The sequence below is a fragment of the Bradyrhizobium sp. genome (assembly GCF_036735945.1).
GTDB lineage: Bacteria > Pseudomonadota > Alphaproteobacteria > Rhizobiales > Xanthobacteraceae > Bradyrhizobium.
In genome coordinates this window covers 1-17011 of sequence record NZ_DAINNI010000059.1, presented here as the reverse complement: position 1 = coordinate 17011, position 17011 = coordinate 1, and the positions used below count along the sequence as shown (strand labels likewise).

Genomic DNA, 17011 nt, shown 5'->3' with positions numbered 1-17011 from the left:
CCATGCGCACCGATCTCTTCGATTTCGATCTCCCCGCCACAAGCATCGCGCTGCGGCCCGCGAGCCCGCGCGATTCTGCGCGCATGCTGGTGGTGCAGGGCGACGGGGTGTTGCGCGACCGCAGCGTCGCGGACCTGCCACGCTGGCTGGAGCCCGGTGACCAGCTCGTCGTCAACGACACCAAGGTGATCTGCGCCCAGCTCAAGGGCCGCCGCATCGGCCGCGAGACCGAGCCGAGGATCGAGGCGACGCTGATCAAGCGGCTGGACGGCTCGCGCTGGCGTGCGCTGGTCAAGCCCGCCAGGAAGCTCGCGCCCGGCGACATCGTCCGCTTCGGCAATGAGGGCAAGGTCTGCCTGCTCGGCCATCTCGACGCCGAAGTCGAGGCCAAGGGCGAAGAGGGCGAGATCACGCTGTCGTTCTCGTTCCACGGCCCTACGCTGGACCAGGCGATCGAGGATCTCGGCACGCCGCCGCTGCCGCCCTATATCGCATCCAGGCGCACGCCCGACGATCGCGACGCCGCCGACTACCAGACCATGTTCGCCGTGAACGAGGGGGCGGTGGCCGCGCCGACGGCGGGGCTGCACTTCACGCCCGAACTGGAGGCGGCGCTGCGCGGGCGCGGCGTCGGGCTGCACCGCCTGACCCTGCATGTCGGGGCCGGGACCTTCCTGCCGGTCAAGGTCGAGGAAACAACCGAGCACAGGATGCACGCCGAGTGGGGATCGATCTCGTCGGATACAGCGGCGGCGCTGAATACCGCGCGCGCCAAGGGCGGGCGCATCGTCGCGGTCGGCACCACCTCGCTGCGGCTGCTCGAGAGCGCCGCGCGCGAGGACGGCACCATCCAGCCGTTCGAGGGCGAGACCTCGATCTTCATCACACCGGGCTACCGTTTCCGCGCGGTCGACATCCTCCTGACCAACTTCCATTTGCCGCGCTCGACGCTGTTCATGCTGGTGTCGGCCTTCTCGGGCCTCGAGACGATGAAGCAGGCTTATGCGCACGCGATATCCGCCGGCTACCGCTTCTATTCCTACGGCGACGCCTGCCTGCTGTTTCGCGCCCGGGGCTGAGCAGGCGTCCGCCGCCGCAAGCCACGGGCCTGACCTTCGAAAAAGAAGCCCGCCGGTTACGGCGGGCAAAGGTTCAGGGAGGAAGCGCTCTGACAAGCGCCACCCTCTGTTTCGGTGATTCCTCTGGTCGCGAAAAGATCGTAATACTACCGGTTTTTCGCCACATTCTGCGCTGGGGTGGGCCGGTGGTCCAAATTCCATGGGGCGCTGTGACGGCGCCCCCGCAGGGAACCTGCGTGAGGCAGAAGTATGGTGCCGTAGTCGACTACCGTCGCCGCGTGGGCGGCGTGTTTGCCGCGTTGGCGGAGATCAACTGCGCCGTGCAGCTCTTGCAGATCAGGGCGCACTCATCCGACACCAGCCCGAGCGATATGCTCAGTCCAAGTGACATGTCCTGATCCGTCGAAGTCTCGATCACACCGCCGCAGCATGTGCAGCGCGGCTGCCTGCTCGCAATTGCCGTCGTGGTGTTGCCAGTCAGTTCGAGTTTCATTGATCTGCTCCGTCGATGCTGGCGCGTCCAGGCTCAGCCGATCAGCAGCAATCAAGAGAGCCGCATTCGCTCCTTGAAGCTCCGCGTTGCTGATGCCGTCGCACCATTCTCGATCTTTTGTTCGTGATATTCAATAGAATATAACGTTGACGGCGGGCAGGCGGCGGGCGCAGACTGAGTTTCGGCTTCGCTCGGGAGCATCGAATTGATGCTGATCCACGCTCGCCATTGCTACCTGCCGCCAGGCGTGTTCCGGCTCACCGGGGCACCGCGCATACGCGAATAAATTCCAAAGCATTCAGCCAAAGCCAGACGCCAAAAGGCGCCCGTCACATCAAGGGAGAAATGCCATGTACCAGCAGGCTCTAGACAAGGTCTCGAAGCAGGTTCTGATCCGCGATCGCTACGACAATTTCATTGGCGGGAAATGGGTGGCTCCGGTCGAAGGCAAGTATTTTGACAATCCCAGCCCGATCACCGGCAAGCGGCTTTGCCAGGTCCCCCGTTCCACGGCTGCCGACATCGAGCTTGCGCTGGACGCTGCGCACAAGGCCAGGGAAGCCTGGGGCCGTACCTCCGTTCAGGAGCGCTCCCGCATCCTGAACAAGATCGCCGACAAGATCGAAAGCAATCTCGAACTGCTGGCGCTGGTCGAGACGCTCGACAACGGCAAGCCGATCCGGGAGACCACGCATGCCGACATGCCGCTGGTCGTCGACCACTGGCGCTATTTTGCCAGCGTCGTGCGTGCGCAGGAGGGCGGCATCTCCGAGATCGACCACGACACCGTCGCCTATCATTTCCATGAACCGCTCGGCGTCGTCGGGCAGATCATTCCGTGGAATTTTCCGGTCCTGATGGCGACATGGAAACTCGCGCCGGCGCTTGCGGCCGGCAACTGCGTCGTGCTGAAGCCCGCGGAGCAGACGCCGCTCGGCATTCTTGTCGTCATGGAATTGATCGCGGATATTCTGCCGCCCGGCGCCATCAACGTGGTCAACGGCTTCGGCATCGAAGCCGGCAAGCCGCTCGCGCAGAACAAGCGGATCGCCAAGATTGCGTTTACGGGCGAGACGACGACAGGGCGCATGATCATGCAATACGCCTCCGACAACATCATACCGGTCACGCTCGAACTCGGCGGCAAGTCGCCGAACATCTTCTTCGCCGACGTGGCGGCCGAAGACGATGATTTCCTGGACAAGGCGCTCGAAGGCTTCGCCATGTTTGCGCTGAACCAGGGTGAGGTGTGCACCTGTCCCAGCCGCGTCCTGGTGCAGGAGACGATCTACGACAAATTCATGGAGAAGGCAGTCGCGCGCACCAGGAAGATCAAGCAAGGTCATCCGCTCGATCCGGAGACCATGATCGGCGCGCAGGCCTCGAACGATCAGCTCGAGAAGATCCTGTCGTATCTCGACATCGGCAAGCAGGAAGGCGCCAAGGTGCTGACCGGCGGCAAGCGCGCGAAACTGGAGGGCGAACTGGCGGAGGGTTACTACGTCGAGCCCACCATCTTCGCCGGCCATAACAAGATGCGCATTTTCCAGGAAGAGATCTTCGGGCCGGTCGTCTCGGTCACGAAGTTCAAGGACGAGAACGATGCGCTGTCGATCGCCAACGACACGCTGTACGGGCTCGGTGCCGGCGTCTGGACCCGGAACGGCAACCGCGCCTACCGCTTCGGCCGGGCCATCCAGGCCGGTCGGGTGTGGACCAATTGCTACCACGCCTATCCCGCGCACGCGGCCTTTGGCGGCTACAAGCAATCAGGCATCGGGCGCGAGACCCACAAGATGATGCTCGATCACTACCAGCAGACCAAGAACATGCTGGTCAGCTATTCGACCAAGGCGCTCGGATTTTTCTGACGCTGCCGACTGGGGCCGCGGGTGCGAGATGCATCCGCGGCTCGCTCTTTCGGGGAAACGCCATGGTCGATCGAGTTGAAATCACGGACAAGGCGGTCGAGATCGTCGAACGTCTGAAGGCGCAGCACGGCGCGTTGATGTTCCATCAGTCGGGAGGCTGCTGCGATGGCTCGGCCCCGATGTGCTACCCGGTGGGCGACTTCAGGGTAGGTCCCCAGGATTTGCTGTTGGGCAAGATCGCGGGTTGCGAATTCTATATCGGCGCGGCGCAGTTCGAATATTGGCAGCACACCCAGCTCATCATCGATGTCGTCCCGGGGCGTGGCTCCGGGTTCTCCGCAGAGGCCCCGGAGGGCGTCCGCTTTCTGACCCGCAGCCGGGTTTTCACCGACGAGGAAGTCATTGAACTGGAAGCTGCCGGCCCTCCAGCCCGTGCAGCCTGATCGGGGAGATCAATCATGAAGCAGGAAGCAAGGGCCGGCGTGGCCAAAGGCCCTGCCTTGGGCGCAATTGGCGCGGCGGGGATCGCGTTGATGTCCAGCATTCTGCTGGCCGGCACGGCTCGGTCGGAAACGTCGCCTGTCGGCGTTCACGACAGGAGCTTTCCGGAGAGCGTGACTTCGACCAGGGACGGAACGCTCTATGTAGGAAGCTTCAACAATGGTGGTGTCGCCAGGGTCGCGCCGGGCGGAAAGCCCGAACAGTTCGTCAAACCGGGCGCCAATGACAGCCGCTCCACGCTCGGCGTGCTTGCCGACGAGAAGAGCGGGACCTTGTACGTATGCTCCAACGACATCAGCGGCTTTGGCGTCGCCGGGCCAAGCGAGGTCAAGGGCGCCTGGCTCAAGACCTTCGATCTCGCAACCGGCGGCCCCAAGGGCAGCTTTGCGCTCCCCGATCCCAAATCGCTGTGCAACGACATTGCGGTCGGCAATGATGGCACGGCCTATATCAGCGACTCCTTCGCGCCAAATGTGTACAGCCTGAAACCAGGCGCTTCAGTTCTTGAAATCTGGGCGACCGATCCCGCGTTGGCACCGGCAAAGGATGGCGTCGGTCTCGACGGCATTGCGATTGGTTCGGACCGCCACGTTTATGTCACGACCTTCATCCCCGCGAAGCTGTTCAGGATCGCGGTCAAGGACGGCAAGGCTGGCGCAGTCACGGAACTCAAGCCGTCGCGCGCGCTGGACCATGCCGATGCGATGCGGGCGTTTGGCGATGGCTTTCTGTTGATCGAGGGCAACGGCAAGCTCGACAAGGTCACGATCAAGGGCGACGAAGCACAGGTCGAAACCATCCAGGATGGTCTCAGCGAGCCGGTTTCCGTGACGCAGGTTGGCAACACGGCGTGGGTAGCCGAAGGCAAACTTTCCTACATCATCGGCGACAACAAGGGAAAAGATCCCGGGCCTTTCACGCTCAAGCCGATCGGGTTGTCGAAATAAGAGGACCGGGCGATTCACAGGGAACGTCCTGGTCGGTTGTTCGGCCAGGATGACTGGTTTCATCACGGGTATCCGGCGACCCTGTGGGGCACGTAGGCGCTTCCAGCGTCTCAAATTCAGCCGCAGTTTTGCACCTGCCGCATAGTGGACATTCGCCGCGAAGACCGACACATAGAGCGGCCGGGCAGCGTTCGCGCGATCAGCAGGAGAACTTCATGGACTTTTCGAGTGTTTTTGCGCGGACGGTCGCGGTGGTCGGTGCCGGCGCGCTGGCTTGGCGGCGAATGCAGGGCGCCCAGCCCAAGGCGGCCTGGGGAGCTGCGCCCTCCATCCCGGAGGCGAAGCCGCAAGGCGCGATCCCGACGCTGAAGATGCCCTCGGCGCAGGGCTGGAGCGATGGGCAGAAGCCGACCGCGGCGCCCGGGCTCAAGGTAAATGCGTTTGCGAAGGATCTGGACCATCCGCGCTGGATCAACGTGCTGCCGAATGGCGACGTCCTGATCGCGGAATCGACGCAGATCGCGGGGCCGCCGCGAAGCGTGTTCCACTATGCGATGCAGGCGACGATGCGGCGCGCCGCGGCGCTCGGCGTCAGCGCCGACCGCATCACGCTGTTGCGCGATCGCGACGGCGACGGCGTCGCCGAGGGACGCGGGATCTTCATGGAAGGATTGAGCCAGCCATTCGGCATGGCGCTGGTCGGCGACACCTTCTATGTCGGCAACACCGACGGTGTCGTGGCTTTCCCGTATGTCGCGGGCGCCGACCGCATTACTGCCGAGGGACGCAAGCTCGTGACGTTCAAGCCGGGCGGGCACTGGACGCGCAGCCTGCTGCCGAGCGCCGACGGGACGAAGCTTTATGCGGGCGTCGGCTCGCTCAGCAATATCGCCGAAATGGGCATGGAGGTGGAGGAGGGCCGCGCCGCGGTCTACGAACTCGACCTTGCCAAAGGTACCAGTCGCATCTTCGCCGGCGGCCTGCGCAACGCCGTGGGCCTTGCCTGGGAGCCGACCACCAACGTGCTCTGGACCGTCGTCAACGAGCGCGACGGCCTCGGCGACGAGACACCGCCCGACTATCTGACCTCGGTGCGCGATGGCGGCTTCTACGGCTGGCCTTATTGCTATTGGGGCCAGACGGTCGACGACCGCGTGCCGCAGGACGCGGCCATGGTGGCGAAAGCGATCCAGCCGGACTATGCGCTCGGCGGCCACACCGCCTCGCTCGGCCTGTGCTGGATGCCGGCCGGCACGCTGCCGGGCTTTCCGGATGGCATGGCGATCGGCCAGCACGGCTCCTGGAATCGCAGCACGCTGAGCGGCTACGCCGTCGTCTTCGTGCCCTTCGAGAACGGCCGCCCCTCCGGCCCGGCGCGGGACATCCTGACGGGCTTCCTCGCGCCCGACGAGAAGGTGTCGTACGGGCGGCCAGTCGGCGTCACGCTCGGGCCCGACGGTTCGCTCCTGGTGGCCGACGACGTCGGTAACGTGATCTGGCGCGTGACGGGCGCGTAGGGCGGGACAAAGGTGTCGTTTGGGCGCCACATTGTCCGTTTCTGATCTGCCCTTAACTGCTATACTTCAGCAGGCTCAGGTTTGGGCGAGAACAGAGAGAGCGGCCATGCAGCCGGTCACTCGCTACGCGAAGAGCGGCGACGTTCATATCGCCTACCAGGTGTTTGGCGACGGGCCGATCAACCTGGTTCTTGCTCCGTATTTCGTGTCGAACATTGAGGTCTATTGGGAGCATCCTCAGGTCGCTCGATGGCTGTCGCGACTGGCATCGTTCGCCCGGGTGGCAATGTTTGACAAGCGTGGGACAGGCATGTCGGATCGCGTCCCGGAGCTTCCGGGACTCGACCAGCGCATGGACGACCTGCGGGCAGTGATGGATGCCGCAGACATGGAGCAGGCGGCGCTCCTTGGCGCATCGGAAGGAGCGTCCTTGGCGGCGCTGTTCGCCGCGACCTATCCGGCACGGTCCCGTGCCCTGATACTCTACGGCGGCTTTGCGCAATTTTCGTCCTGGCTACCGACCGAAAAGGACCTGACGGAGTTCCTTGGATACATCGATCAGGCGTGGGGTTCTGGCGCCAGCATCGCCGTTTTTTTTCCCTCGCTTGCCAACGATCCGGCCGCCCAGCAATGGATGGGTCGATTTGAGCGCCTTGGGGCGAGCCCCGCCGCGGCGACGGCGCTCATGCGCATGAACAGTCAGATCGATATCAGCAATATCCTGCCGACGATCCGCGTGCCCACGCTTGTCGTTCACCGGACTGGAGACAAAGCAATCAATGTGGAGGGCGGACGTTTTCTTGCTCAGCATATCCCTGGCGCTCGATACGTCGAGCTTCCCGGAATCGACCACCCTCCTTTTTTCGGAGACAACGCCGATCTCATCGCGGATACGATCGAGGAATTCCTGACCGGCGCGCGGACGCCGATCAGCGTTGACCGGGTGCTCGCTACGGTTCTCTTTACTGACATTGTTGGATCGACCGAGAAGGCGGCTGCACTCGGCGACCGCCGCTGGCACGATTTGTTCGACGCGCATCACGCCACGATCCGACGCAACCTTGATCACTTTCGCGGGCATGAGGTGAAGACAACTGGCGACGGCATTCTGGCCACCTTCGATGGACCGGCACGCGGGGTACGCTGCGCGTGCGCGATTGCCGATGAGGCCAGATCGCTCGGCATCGAAATCCGCGCAGGGCTCCACACGGGCGAGTGCGAGATGAGCGACGATGACGTTGGCGGCATCGCCGTCCATATCGGCGCACGCGTTGCGGCGCTCGCGGGCGCGGGCGAGGTCCTGGTCTCCGGTACCGTAAAGGAATTGGTGGCGGGCTCAGCGCTACGCTTCGACGACCGTGGTACCCGGTCGCTCAAGGGTGTTCCCGGCGAATGGCGCATATTTGCAGTCGAGCGATGACCGTCGGCCCGCGCGCCATGCGCGGGCCCGACGGGTCGCTGCTGGTGGCCGACGACGTTGGCAACGTCATCTGGCGTGTGACGGGGGCGTAGCTGCGGTAGGGTGGAGGCGCCGCTCTGCCCCCCTGCATGGTAGGGACATCGCCACTTGAAAGGTTGGTGAGCTATTTCGGTGGTGAGGGCATGGCCGACGAATGGTGATCGACGATCAGCCAACGCTCGCCGCTCTTGACGTAGGTGAAACTGTAGCGCGCGGGCAAGCTCTTCGCCTCGCCATCCCTGACATAGGAGAAGGTGTAGTAGCCGGTGTTTATCGCCGCATTCCCGTACACGCGGACCAACTGATCGCCGAAGGCGACCTTCAGACCGGGCAGAACCTTGAAGGCGTTCACGAAATAATCTTGTAGCGCCGCCCGATTGGAACGCAGGCTTGGCGACAGCGTGCCCCAGAGCACGGCGTCGTCCGCATAGAGCGTCAAGACTTTTTCGGGATCGCCTCCGGCAATAGCTTGCCCCCATTCCGAGGCCGCTGCCGCTACCTCCGTTTTTGGTTCGACCAAAGCGCTGGAGCCAAATGATAGCAGCAACATGCACAGGGCAAGTGCTGCGCTAGCTACTTTTGGAAAGGATCGCATGACACACTCCCCTGCGAATATCGGCCAGATACAAGACGGCCTCTTGCAATGCGAGCGGCTATTGATTTGCCTGGTTCGGCGTTAGCAGTCGATGTGACCTTGGCTGATAAATTGAACCTGAAGTGTCCCAATCTGGCTTGACGGTGTTTCGTGACCTCACGCGAGCGAAGCTACATCATCCGCGACCGGCGAACCATGAGTCAGGGCTGTTGACCTACCAGTAGTGCGCGGGCTGGACAAAGGTGCGCAAGCGCCGTGCCCACCACCGGTCCGCACCGTCGGTGTGAATGGTGGGCACGCTTCGCCTACACAGCCTTACGCCATCGCGCGCTGCGGCAGGAGTTCTGCAATCTGGATCGCGTTCAGCGCCGCGCCCTTCAGGAGTTGGTCGGCGGAGACGAACATCGAGATCGAATGACCCGAGACGTCGCTGAGATCCTTACGGATACGGCCGACCAGAACGTCGTCCTGGCCCGAGGCGTCGATCGGCATCGGGAAATAGTTCTTCGCGCGATCGTCGACGATCCGGACACCCGGCGCCTTCGACAGGATGGCGCGCACGTCATGCTCGGTGATCGGCTGTTCGCATTCGAAGGTGATCGCCTCGCAATGGGCGCGCAGCACCGGCACGCGCACGCAGGTGACGCCGATCGCGATACGCTCGTCCTCAAATATCTTGCGGGTCTCCTTGATCACCTTGGTCTCTTCGTCGTTGTAGCCGGTCTCCGGATCGATCGCCGTGTTGTGGCTGAAGACGTTGAAGGCGTAGGGCAGCGGGATCACCTTCGGCGTGAACGGCCGTCCATCGAGGTAGGCGCGGCTCGACTCCACCAGCTCTTCCATCGCCGCGGCGCCGGCGCCGCTCGCCGCCTGGTAGGTCGAGACGATCATGCGCTTGATGCGGTTCTGCCGGTGGATCGGCCACAGCGGCACCAGCGCCGTGATCGCCGAGCAGTTCGGGTTGGCGATGATGCCCTTGTGGTCGCGGATGCGGTTTGCGTTGATCTCGGGGATCACCAGCGGCACGTTCGGATCCATGCGGAAGGCGGAGGAATTGTCGACCACGACCGCGCCGGCCTTTACCGCTGCAGGCGCGAACTTGCGTGAAATGCCGCCGCCGGCCGAGAACAGCGCGATGTCGACGCCCTCGAACGAGCGTTCCGTGAGCTCCTCGATGACGATCTTCTCGCCGCGGAAATCAATGGTCTTGCCGGCCGAGCGGGCGCTCGCCAGCGCCTTGAGCTTGCGGACGGGGAAATTGCGCCTGTCCATGGTGGCGATGAATTCGGCGCCGACCGCGCCGGTCACGCCGGCAATGGCAACAACGGGTTCGTAGCTCACGGGTCTGTCCTCTGTTTGGGCGTCAATGGTTTTGCGGCAATAAAAAAGCCCCGGTCCTTTTCAGGCGGGGCTTCGGTTCGGATGTTGCGATCGTTCGACTACGCGCGCACGGCTCCCGAGCCCCCGGAGGGTGCTTTGGTTTTCGCGGTCGTTTTGGTCGAGATCGTCATGGCGCGGGTTTATGCGGCAGAAGGGCGCCGCCGTCAACGGCTTTTAGCCCGATCCGGACTGCAGCGACCGCAGACCGGCCCGTCACCGCCGCTTGGCGGCGCCGGGTGGCTCGAGGATCACTTGCTTCAGGTCGCTGCCGCTCATCACGATGATCGCGAAATTCAGCCGGCTGCGTTCCCGGATCAGGCCGCCGCTGATGGCCTTGCCTGATGCCGCGTGCTCAGCCACGTGCACGGCCTCTGCCAGGCGATGCCGGACCGTTTTGAGCGCAGCGAGATTGCTGCGGTCCTCGGCATCGAGTTCCTTCAGTGGTAGGGCGGCTTCGCCGCCGACGATCTTGCCGGTCCTGGCGTCGATGGCGTGGTGCCAGACGCGGTCATGGTGCAGGGTCTTTACCCGGTAGACCGGCGAGCCCGACGCGCCATCGAAGGCGACATCGGCGGTCGTCGCGCCGGCATGCAGGGCTTCGGCGATCGCCATCGCCTGGCTGAGCGAGATCGTCGAGCCGCGGAACAGTTCGAGTTCGCGGTTCATCGCCTGCTGCTCGGCCGCAACCGTATCCTCGGCCTCGATGCCAGGCGAGCCCGGCTCGCCGGCCGGCGACGCGATGGCATAGACCGGGGCAGGGGGGACGATCGCCACCAGCGCGGCTGCAAGCAACCGTCTCCAGCTTCCCGGCGCGCGCATGCTTGCAGTCTCCATCCTTCAGCCTGTCGCGGCCGGCGGCAGGGCCGGACCGCGCCATGCAACGCGCGGCCGACCCCTGGAGGTATATGGGTCGGCCGCGGAAGCGTCGCAAACGGGGCTGGACTGTTTGCGGCGAACAGAGCGGCGCGAGTTCCGTCGGGGACCAGTGAAGTGGAACCTGCACCGCGCTTGTAACAAAACCATACCGTATCGTTTAGTTATGGTCAATGACGCTCCTGGCTCGACAGGCCGTTCTCACGGAATTGTCAGCGGGAAGGGCGCCGCCGAGCGGTTCCTTTGGGGGCGGACTGGACGCGGCTCGGCGGCCCAAGCGCACCGGCAAGGAACAGCCTGATCGCCGAGCGCATGCGTTTTTCGGCGGACTTCATTTCGAGCGGCACTCCGAACGTCGCCATGCGGTGCGAGTGACCGACGACCACGTCGAGAAAGACCTCGGCTGCGATGCCGGTATCCTCGACGTCCATGACGCCCTGTGCGACCAGATGATCGAAGAAGCGTGCGGTCGTGGAAACCGCCTTCGTCCAGCCCTCTTCCTTGCCGAGTTTGGCAATGTCGGGAAAGTTGATGGCCTGCGACGTCATCATGCGGCTGAACGCGACGGCATCGGGCCCGCAGGTAAACATCAGCATCTCGCGCCCGACCTCGATCAGGCGCTGCTCGACCGAAATGTCCGAGGGCCGCGCGAGTTGCACTTCCGCCGCTTCGGCGAGCGGAGCAAGCCAGCGGTCGATTTCGCGCCTCAGCACCTCGGCAAAGAGCGCGCGCTTGTCGCCGTAGCGCGCATAGACTGTGGGCTTGCTGACCCGGGCGGCTTCCGCAACCGCATCAAGCGAGGTGGCGTCATAGCCCCGGTCCAGGAAAAGACGGGTGGCAACTTCGATCAGCCGCTGGTCGCGCTCGATGGCGGCGCTCTTCGTCGGCCGGCCGCCACGCGACTTCGGGACGTCTCGTCTCGCCGGCCTCGCCTTGGTCGCAGTCAACCCCATGCCCAATGATTCCTGCGCGGTCGTGATGGTCGTCATTTCTCTATAACGCGCAGCAAAAGAAGCGTCATCGCGAATCTGGCCGAATTGGCCGTATCGTCGACGATAAAGGCGGGCTGCCGTTCCGGGTGGCTCATGGAAGCGTCGAGCTCCAGGCGTGGCCGGACGCCGCCTTCTCATAGCCGTGCTGGTAGAGCGTGCGCATATAGGCGGTGTCGAATCCCTCCTTGGGCGCGGCGGGATAGTTGCGCTCAATATAGGACAGGTGGAAGCCCCACCGATTGCGCCTGGCGAAATCATAGGTCGAGAAGATCACCGAGCGCGTCTGGGACTGGGTGATCGATGACAGGCTGCGCGAGGCGACCTCGAGCGTGCCGTTGGAGACGAGCTCAAAAGTCCGTTCGAGCTTCTTGTTGACGAGGATGTAGATGTTCATCCGGCTGTTTCCGGGCAGGCGGCCCTGGAAGAACAGGGCATCCGGCAGCGTCAGCACCGGAGCGGTCACGCCGCCGTCGACATGCATCTCCTGGAAGCGCCGGCCCTGGCCCTCGGCTTCGATCAGGATGGGCGGGAAGACCAGGGGAATGCTGGCGGAAGCCGCCATCACGTCGCGAAACAGGCGCAGCGCCTCGGGCGAACCGACCGCGGCGATTTTCCCCATGTCCCAGACGACCGTGCGCTGGGTGTCGAGGTCGGTCGTCACCACGAGCAGCTTTCGGCCCCTGGCATTTTCGCCTGCAACGGCCGCCAGGATCTCCGGCCCGACATAGCGGGCCACCAGTTCGCGCAGTCGGGTATTGCCGAACAGGCCGGATCCGAAGAGCACGCGGATGACGCTGGGATCGTCGAGCAGACTCTCCGCTATGCCGCTGGTGTAGACCTCCCTCAGCGTGTCGTCGTATTCGGATCCGAGGAATGCGAAAGGCGCAATCAGGCCGCCGGTGCTGACGCCCGAGACGACCGAGAAACTCGGGCGGGTGCCGGCCGCGGTCCAGCCGTTCAGCACGCCCACGCCATAGGCGCCGTCAGCGCCGCCGCCGGAGAGCGCAAGATAGGTCCTGGTCGGGGAGCGGTCGTCTTTCTCGAAGCGGAACTTGCTGGCGGGCTCGTCGGTGTAGCGCCGCAGGCCGTCGAGTTCGAGCACGCGGGAATTGTTTGCATCCGCTGCGCTGTAGGGCGTCCGCGGCAGCGACGTACAGGCGGCCAGCGCGAGGCTGCATAGCAGGGCGGACCACCTGAGCAGGCTTGAGCCCGTCGTTCCGATCCGGCTGTCGGAACGGATCGATCCAGTCAGGAAACAGGGGAAACGCATTCGCCATCAGCCATCGTAAAGCACATTTGCCGCCACAGGCCTCGTCGTCCACGGCGTCCCGTTCTGCATCTTCATAAAACTATACGGTATCGTTTTATTTAACAAGCGAAAAGCCGCGCCCGGGTGGTTCAATTGTGTCCGGCATGGGGCGCGGGCCAGCTCGGAGTGTGCACTGGTGGATGAAATCTGGCGCTACCACGCCCACGCGCGAAATCGATCAATCGTGCCGAGTTTCATCCAACATCAAGGGAGCCCGAGTGCTTCCGTGTTGGGCACCAAGCGTCAGATTTCATCCATTGGGCGGTTGATCGGCCGTTCCTGCCAAGCAATAAGCAGCGCCATGAGTCTTCCCAATCATTTCGAATTGCTCGCCGTCAATGGCGCAGCCCGTACCGGCCGCCTGACTACGCCTCACGGCGTGGTACGGACTCCTGCCTTCATGCCGGTCGGCACCGCGGGCGCGATGAAGGGCATGCACTGGCGCGAGGTGCGCGATGCCGGCGCCGATATCGTGCTCGGCAACACCTATCATCTGATGTTGCGGCCGGGCGCCGAGCGGATCGCCGCGCTCGGGGGCCTGCAGACCTTCACGGGCTGGAACGGGCCGATGCTGACCGACTCCGGCGGCTTCCAGGTGATGTCGCTGTCGGAGCTGCGCAAGGTCACCGAGAAGGCCGTGACCTTCCGCTCGCATATCGACGGCGCCAGGGTCGAACTGTCGCCGGAGCGTTCGATCGAGGTGCAGCGGCTTCTGGGTTCTGACATCGCGATGCAGATGGACGAGTGCGTGCGGCTGCCGGCTGAGCGCGACGACATCGAGCGCGCGATGCTTCTGTCGCTGCGCTGGGCCGAGCGCAGCAAGCGCGCGTTCGAGAGCGCGCCCGACGGCTACATGCTGTTCGGGATCGTGCAGGGCGGCGACATTCCGGAGATGCGCCACATCAGCGCGCGCGAGCTGGTCGAGATCGGTTTCCACGGCTACGCGATCGGCGGGCTCGCGGTCGGCGAGCCGCAGGCGGTGATGCTGGCGATGATCGAGGAGACCGCGCCGGCGCTGCCGCTAGATCGCCCGCGCTACCTGATGGGCGTCGGCACGCCGGAAGACTTGCTGGAAGCCGTGGCGCGCGGCATCGACATGTTCGACTGCGTGATGCCGACGCGCAACGGACGGCACGGCATGGCGTTCACGCGCTTCGGCCAGATCAATCTGCGCAACGCGCGTCACGCCGACGATTCGCGGCCGCTCGACGAGGAGAGCGATTGGCTCTCCGCGCGCAACATCTCGCGCGCCTATCTGCATCATCTGGTGCGATCAGGCGAAACACTCGGCGCGATGCTGCTGTCGGAAATCAACGTGGCCTACTACCAGCATCTGATGCGGGGCATGCGCGAGGCGATCGCGAATGGAACATTCGAGACGTTCCAAAAGCAAACGCGCGCCGGATGGGCGCGCGGTGACATTGATCCGAAATAGGCCTCAGTTACAGGCGAACCGCTTGACCGAATGCTTGGTCACGAATCCGTAACCGCAGGTGTCGCAGGTCCAGAGATAGCTGATCACATAGTCGTGGAGATATGCAGAAGCTTCCGCAGCCACCATGGTGTCGGCACACACAGGGCATGTCGGCAAATCACATCCACGCGGATCTGGCCTGAATGCAACGGTCGACCGGACTTCAGCAATTGCTGCCATCGTGACCTCCTTGCGATCTGAACCACGGCTTCAGTTCGCGACCAAAGTATAAGCAGAAATCTTTGACGATGTCGCAACACAAATGCGTTGATTTCGCGATAATCCGCACGCTCTTGTTTTGCAATGCAGCGAATGTTCCGCGCCTGCGATTCCGCCTTGCACATCGAAGCGACCGCCTCCTAAGTAGGCGAGCGCGCCAATTTCCCGCCTGTGATCTTCAAGGAGTGCCGAGATGGATGCATCGTCAGCCGCCAGTGCAGTGCAACGTCCGGGGCGTGGCCGGGTGTTCGACTCGATCGTCGATGCGATCGGCGACACGCCGATCGTTCGCCTGCGCAAATTACCGGAGGCAAATGGTGTTAGCGCAACCATCCTGGCCAAGCTCGAATACTTCAATCCCGCCGCCAGCGTGAAGGACCGCATCGGCGCGGCGATGGTGATCGCGATGGAGAAGGCCGGTGCGATCAACGCGGACACCGTGCTGATCGAACCGACCTCGGGCAACACCGGAATTGCCCTTGCGTTCGTCGCGGCGTCACGCGGCTACCGGCTGAAACTGGTGATGCCGGAATCGATGTCGATCGAGCGGCGCAAGATGCTGGCCTTCCTCGGCGCCGAGATCGTCCTGACGCCGGCCGCGCAGGGCATGAAGGGCTCGATCGCGACCGCGGAGGAACTGGTGCGAACGACGCCGAACGCCGTGATGCCGCAGCAGTTCAAGAACCTCGCCAATCCCGAAATACATCGCCGTACCACCGCCGAGGAAATCTGGAACGACACCGGCGGCAACATCGACTTCTTCGTCGCCGGCGTCGGCACCGGCGGCACCATCACCGGTGTCGGGCAGGTCCTGAAGCCCCGCAAGCCGTCCCTGCGGATCGTGGCAGTCGAGCCGGAGGAAAGCCCGGTATTGGGAGGCGGGCAGCATACGCCGCACAAGATCCAGGGCATTGGCGCGGGCTTCATTCCGGACATTCTGGATCGTTCCGTGATCGACGAGATCGTCCGGGTCGACGGCCCGACCGCGATCGAGACCTCTCGTGCGCTGGCGCGGATGGAGGGCATTCCCGGCGGCATTTCCTCGGGCGCCGCGATCGCCGCCGCGCTGGCGATCGGCATGCGTCCCGAGGCCGCAGGCAAGACCATCCTCGCGATCGTGCCGTCGTTCGCCGAGCGGTACCTGTCGACCGCGCTGTTCGAAGGAATCTAGATAATGGCAGACCAGCCCCGCCGGCCGCGAACCTTGAATGACGCGCGCACCGAAGCCGAAGCCGCCTTCAAGCGCGCCACCGTCAAGGTTGCGGAGGCGCCGCCCAAGACGGTCGCCGTCCCCGGCGTTCGCGAGCAGGTCACGCTGCGCATCGACCAGGATGTGCTGGAATGGTTTCAGGAAGGCGGTCCGGGCTGGCAGGATCGCATCAACGAGGCGCTGCGCAAGGCGGCGGGCAAATAGCGCGCGGCGATCGAGATTTGCAGAGCGCAAATGAGCAGAGCGCAAATGAAAAGGCCCGGGGAGTGATCCCGGGCCTTTTCGCTTGATACATTGGCGGTCAGCGCAGCATGCCGCCGACGACACCGCCGATGAAGCGTCCGGCGCCGGCCGGGTCGGGGCCGGGGTTGCTGTACTGGCGCTGCGGCGGCGGTTGCTGCGGCGCTGCCTGGGGCGCCGCGTGGGCGGTGCTGGGGGCGGCGCGGCGCGGTTTCGGCTTCTCCTCATCGGCAGTCGGCGCGGCGGCGACGATCTCGGTCAACAGCGCCTTGTGCTGCAGCTTGTTGAGATAGCCGCTCTTGGGATAGCCGCGGGCGGTCTGCCAGCGCGCGATCACGGCCCGGGTCGGCGCATCGAACTGGCCGGTGACCCTGGTGTCGAAGCCGAGGCCGGTCAGGCGGCGCTGCACGTCGCGGCGCTGGCCCTTGTCGAGACCGATCTGGTCCTCGGTGGTCTGGTTGGCTTCGTCCTTGAAGGTCGCGGGGTCGATACCCGTGCTCAGGTTGCGGGTCGCGTTTTCCTTTTCCTTCGCGCCGCTCTCGAGCGACGCGATCCGCGACAGCGCCAGCGAGCGGAACTGGCCGTTGGGGTAGTTGGTCAGGTAGGCATTGTACTCTTCGGGCTTCGTGGAATCCTTGATCGAACGCCAGAACTCCAACTCGACATCCGATCCCGGCTTAGCGCCCGCGGCCGGCGCGGCTGCCGCCACGGCGCCCGGTGCGGGGGCACCGTTGAGGTAGACGGCGCCGATCAGGTTGGTATGGCCCCAGGGGAGCTGGCCCTTGTTGGTCTCTTCATTGACCTGGGCGCGGACCTTGGTCATGGCCTGCTGGATCTCGACGCCGGGCTGGG

Annotated in this window: 17 protein-coding genes; 9 read left to right on the top strand and 8 right to left on the bottom strand. The window is 64.1% G+C overall.

The window, feature by feature from the left end; all coding sequences use genetic code 11:
* Positions 1-2 precede the first annotated feature (2 nt).
* Positions 3-1079, top strand: coding sequence for a tRNA preQ1(34) S-adenosylmethionine ribosyltransferase-isomerase QueA (gene queA / locus V7E26_RS18615; RefSeq protein WP_324418713.1), 1077 nt, complete (start codon positions 3-5; stop codon positions 1077-1079).
* Positions 1080-1344: 265 nt separating this feature from the next.
* Here queA and V7E26_RS18610 read toward each other — a convergent pair whose 3' ends face one another.
* Positions 1345-1572 (bottom strand): hypothetical protein, encoded by a 228-nt coding sequence (locus V7E26_RS18610; RefSeq protein WP_324418689.1) that lies wholly within the window; start codon positions 1570-1572, stop codon positions 1345-1347.
* Between the two features lie 350 nt (positions 1573-1922).
* On the opposite strand from V7E26_RS18610, the gene adh reads away from it, so the two are divergent.
* The 5 genes from adh (at position 1923) to V7E26_RS18585 (ending at position 7828) form a co-directional block, all read left to right on the top strand.
* Positions 1923-3443 carry an aldehyde dehydrogenase gene (gene adh / locus V7E26_RS18605; RefSeq protein ID WP_324418687.1) on the top strand — a complete coding sequence of 507 codons (1521 nt, stop codon included), beginning with the start codon at positions 1923-1925 and terminating at the stop codon, positions 3441-3443.
* A 62-nt stretch (positions 3444-3505) separates the two neighbouring features.
* Positions 3506-3886, top strand: a complete 381-nt coding sequence (locus V7E26_RS18600) for a DUF779 domain-containing protein (RefSeq protein ID WP_324418685.1) — start codon at positions 3506-3508, stop codon at positions 3884-3886.
* A gap of 15 nt (positions 3887-3901) precedes the next feature.
* Complete coding sequence (locus V7E26_RS18595) at positions 3902-4891, top strand: hypothetical protein (protein WP_324418683.1); 990 nt, start codon at positions 3902-3904, stop codon at positions 4889-4891.
* Positions 4892-5106: 215 nt separating this feature from the next.
* Positions 5107-6408 (top strand): PQQ-dependent sugar dehydrogenase, encoded by a 1302-nt coding sequence (locus V7E26_RS18590; RefSeq protein WP_324418681.1) that lies wholly within the window; start codon positions 5107-5109, stop codon positions 6406-6408.
* Between the two features lie 106 nt (positions 6409-6514).
* A complete protein-coding gene (locus tag V7E26_RS18585) occupies positions 6515-7828 on the top strand; it encodes an adenylate/guanylate cyclase domain-containing protein (RefSeq protein WP_324418679.1) in 1314 nt (437 codons plus the stop codon).
* Between the two features lie 163 nt (positions 7829-7991).
* On the opposite strand, the gene V7E26_RS18580 is transcribed toward V7E26_RS18585, so the two are convergent.
* From V7E26_RS18580 to V7E26_RS18560, 5 genes are all read right to left on the bottom strand, one after another.
* Positions 7992-8462: an SgcJ/EcaC family oxidoreductase gene (locus V7E26_RS18580; protein ID WP_324418677.1), complete on the bottom strand. Its 471-nt coding sequence runs from the start codon at positions 8460-8462 to the stop codon at positions 7992-7994.
* Positions 8463-8777: 315 nt separating this feature from the next.
* Positions 8778-9803 carry an aspartate-semialdehyde dehydrogenase gene (locus tag V7E26_RS18575; RefSeq protein WP_324418675.1) on the bottom strand — a complete coding sequence of 342 codons (1026 nt, stop codon included), beginning with the start codon at positions 9801-9803 and terminating at the stop codon, positions 8778-8780.
* A gap of 252 nt (positions 9804-10055) precedes the next feature.
* Entirely contained in the window at positions 10056-10676 is a 621-nt protein-coding gene (locus tag V7E26_RS18570; protein WP_442893426.1) for a PepSY domain-containing protein, read from the bottom strand.
* Positions 10677-10927: 251 nt separating this feature from the next.
* Complete coding sequence (locus V7E26_RS18565; RefSeq protein WP_324418711.1) at positions 10928-11668, bottom strand: TetR/AcrR family transcriptional regulator; 741 nt, start codon at positions 11666-11668, stop codon at positions 10928-10930.
* A 130-nt stretch (positions 11669-11798) separates the two neighbouring features.
* Positions 11799-12977, bottom strand: coding sequence for a patatin-like phospholipase family protein (locus V7E26_RS18560; protein ID WP_324418671.1), 1179 nt, complete (start codon positions 12975-12977; stop codon positions 11799-11801).
* Positions 12978-13317: 340 nt separating this feature from the next.
* Here V7E26_RS18560 and tgt point away from each other — a divergent pair, with 340 nt between their 5' ends.
* Positions 13318-14451 (top strand): tRNA guanosine(34) transglycosylase Tgt, encoded by a 1134-nt coding sequence (tgt, locus tag V7E26_RS18555; protein ID WP_324418669.1) that lies wholly within the window; start codon positions 13318-13320, stop codon positions 14449-14451.
* A gap of 3 nt (positions 14452-14454) precedes the next feature.
* Here tgt and V7E26_RS18550 read toward each other — a convergent pair whose 3' ends face one another.
* On the bottom strand, positions 14455-14670 hold the full coding sequence (locus V7E26_RS18550; protein ID WP_324418667.1) for a hypothetical protein: 216 nt from the start codon (positions 14668-14670) through the stop codon (positions 14455-14457).
* A gap of 232 nt (positions 14671-14902) precedes the next feature.
* Between V7E26_RS18550 and cysK the strand changes: the two genes are divergently transcribed.
* A complete protein-coding gene (gene cysK / locus V7E26_RS18545) occupies positions 14903-15880 on the top strand; it encodes a cysteine synthase A (RefSeq protein ID WP_324418665.1) in 978 nt (325 codons plus the stop codon).
* A 3-nt stretch (positions 15881-15883) separates the two neighbouring features.
* Positions 15884-16123 (top strand): BrnA antitoxin family protein, encoded by a 240-nt coding sequence (locus V7E26_RS18540; protein ID WP_324418663.1) that lies wholly within the window; start codon positions 15884-15886, stop codon positions 16121-16123.
* Between the two features lie 97 nt (positions 16124-16220).
* Here V7E26_RS18540 and V7E26_RS18535 read toward each other — a convergent pair.
* Positions 16221-17011: peptidoglycan-binding domain-containing protein (locus V7E26_RS18535; RefSeq protein WP_324418661.1), on the bottom strand; the 791-nt coding region annotated here is incomplete at its 5' end.